Origin of the sequence: Stenotrophomonas sp., from assembly GCF_031995405.1 — a bacterium.
Taxonomy (GTDB): domain Bacteria; phylum Pseudomonadota; class Gammaproteobacteria; order Xanthomonadales; family Xanthomonadaceae; genus Stenotrophomonas.
In genome coordinates, this window is the sequence record NZ_DAMAGC010000212.1 from 1 (window position 1) to 2,204 (window position 2,204).

At 66.3% G+C, this 2,204-nt stretch carries 3 protein-coding genes; all 3 read right to left on the reverse strand.

Going from position 1 to position 2,204, the window contains the following annotated elements; genetic code table 11:
• Positions 1–214, reverse strand: a 214-nt coding sequence (locus RTO53_RS19885) for a GTPase (protein WP_312239385.1), incomplete at its 3' end; no start/stop codon positions are given.
• Between the two features lie 2 nt (positions 215–216).
• The gene (locus RTO53_RS19890) at positions 217–1,170 is read right to left on the reverse strand and encodes a hypothetical protein (RefSeq protein ID WP_312239386.1); all 954 of its coding nucleotides are present in this window, start codon (positions 1,168–1,170) and stop codon (positions 217–219) included.
• 429 nt (positions 1,171–1,599) lie between these two features.
• On the reverse strand, positions 1,600–2,204 hold a 605-nt coding region (locus tag RTO53_RS19895), incomplete at its 5' end, for an NADP-dependent isocitrate dehydrogenase (RefSeq protein WP_312239387.1).

Genomic DNA, 2,204 nt, shown 5'->3' on the forward strand with positions numbered 1-2,204 from the left:
GCTGTCCTGGCGTGCCGTACAGCCGCAGGCGGTCACCGTTGGGCAGGTCGATGTCGGCGTAGTCCATCGCCACCGTGGTCGACGCCTTGTCCGCGCCCTGGCGGTCGCTGTTGTGCACGTCGGTGTCGATCACCGCACCGGCGGCGATGGCCCGCACCAAGCTCGACTTGCCGCACCCCATGGTGCCCAGCACCACGATCTTGTGTTCGCGCACGCTCAACCTCCGCCACGCTGGCGCACGCTGCGCCACATGCGGGCGAGCAGGCCGCCAGCATCACCGGTGCTGCGCAGCAGTCCGCCGCCGCCCGTCGGCGCATCCAGCGCGGCATAACCGCACAGGTAGGCCGGATGCACGAACGCGCGCACCGCCTCGCGCGGAATCTCCAACAGCGATGCACATTCGTCCACGCTGCACGGGCGCTTGAGCAGCAGCGAACACAATCGGAAGCTGTCGTGCTGATGGCCGAGCACGCGGAAATCCGGCCAGCGCAGCAGGCGTACACGCGCGTGGTGCTGCAGGCGCGCGTCCAGATCCTGCCAGTGCGCCGGGTGCTGCCCCCATTGCCAGAGCAGCGGCCGCAGCGACTGCCGTGGCAGCGCGCCGGCCAGCTGCTGGTAACGTTTGCCGGCGATACCGTGCAACGCAAGACGTTCGAACACATCGGACAGCAGCTGCGCCAATTCCACGTTGCCGCTGCCGTCGGGCACCACCATCTGGTCCTGCTCGAAATCCAGCAGCAGCACCGGCAGGCCGTCCAGTGCGAGCACCGCGTGCCCGTGGCGCGACTGCAGGCTTTCGCGCAGCGCGCGGGTGATCGCCTTGGCCCCACGCGCGGCGATCGGCTCCTCGATCGGTGCCGGTGCGGCCGGCATCTGGCGCAGTGCGTGTTCGATCGCATGATCGTCCAGAGTGCTGCGCGGATCGCCCTGGCCGTCACGCAGACGTCCCTGCTGGTCTTCGATCCAGAACTGGATGCGCGGGCGCTCGCGCACCATCCGCAACGCGGCGTTGCGCAGTGCCGGGGTGTCCTTGATCACCAGCAGATCGCAGTCGTCCAGGTCGTGGCAGCTGCGCACCGTATCGGCCGGCAACGCGGCCGCCGCGCGCAGGCGCTGCAACAAGGCGTGCTCCCCCTGGATATCCGATCCCACCACCAGCACCCTGGCCATCGCCTTCCCCTGCACCGTGAAAGATCACACTTACTGCAGTAAAGATCGTCGATAGCCTATGCCAACGTTATCGGGCCATAAGTGATGGATCGCACAGATTGAATTGAAGTTTTTGCACGTTGCGGGGGCGTCGAAACCCTTTAACAGCAAGGAAAGTTCTGTACCAGAAATATTGACGCGGCCTTCATCGAGACCGAGCCCGCGTACGATGACCATCACAATCTGGACGGTAGAGCCACGCCATGCGTGGCTGTTTTTTTGCGACGTTACCCGACCATGCGGCAGCCACCCATGGGGTGGCTCCACCGGGTGTCTCGCGTGCGGCCATCCATGGGATGGTTCTACCGACGCCTGATAGCGGCACCCAACAAAAAACCCGCGCCGAAGCGCGGGTTTTTCGTGCATCACCGCGTGTGCGGCAGGCCGACCTTACAGCGCGGCCAGCGCACTGTTGAGGGTCGCGCTCGGACGCATCGCGGCCGCCGCCTTGGCCACGTCCGGACGGTAGTAACCGCCGATGTCCACCGGCTTGCCCTGCACCGCGGCCAGTTCTTCAACGATCTTCTGTTCGTTGTCGGCCAGCGCCTTGGCCAGCGGGGCGAAACGGGCCTTCAGTGCGGCATCGTCATCCTGCGCGGCCAGGGCCTGGGCCCAGTACAGCGCGATGTAGAAGTGGCTGCCGCGGTTGTCGATGCCACCGAGCTTGCGCGAGGGCGACTTGTCGTTGTCCAGGAACTGGCCGTTGGCCTGGTCCAGGGTCTTGGCCAGCACCGTGGCACCCGCATTGTTGTAGCGGTTGCCCAGGTGCTCGAGCGAGGCGGCCAGCGCGAGGAACTCGCCCAGCGAATCCCAGCGCAGGTAGTCCTCTTCGACAAACTGCTGCACGTGCTTGGGCGCCGAACCGCCGGCGCCGGTCTCGAACAGGCCGCCACCGGCCATCAGCGGCACGATCGACAGCATCTTGGCGCTGGTGCCCAGCTCCATGATCGGGAACAGGTCGGTGAGGTAGTCGCGCAGCACGTTGCCGGTCACCG

Bases quoted from the DNA above. Each gene is read 5' to 3' on its own strand.
- RTO53_RS19890 (WP_312239386.1), bottom strand. From the start codon at position 1,170: ATGGCCAGGGTGCTGGTGGTGGGATCGGATATCCAGGGGGAGCACGCC.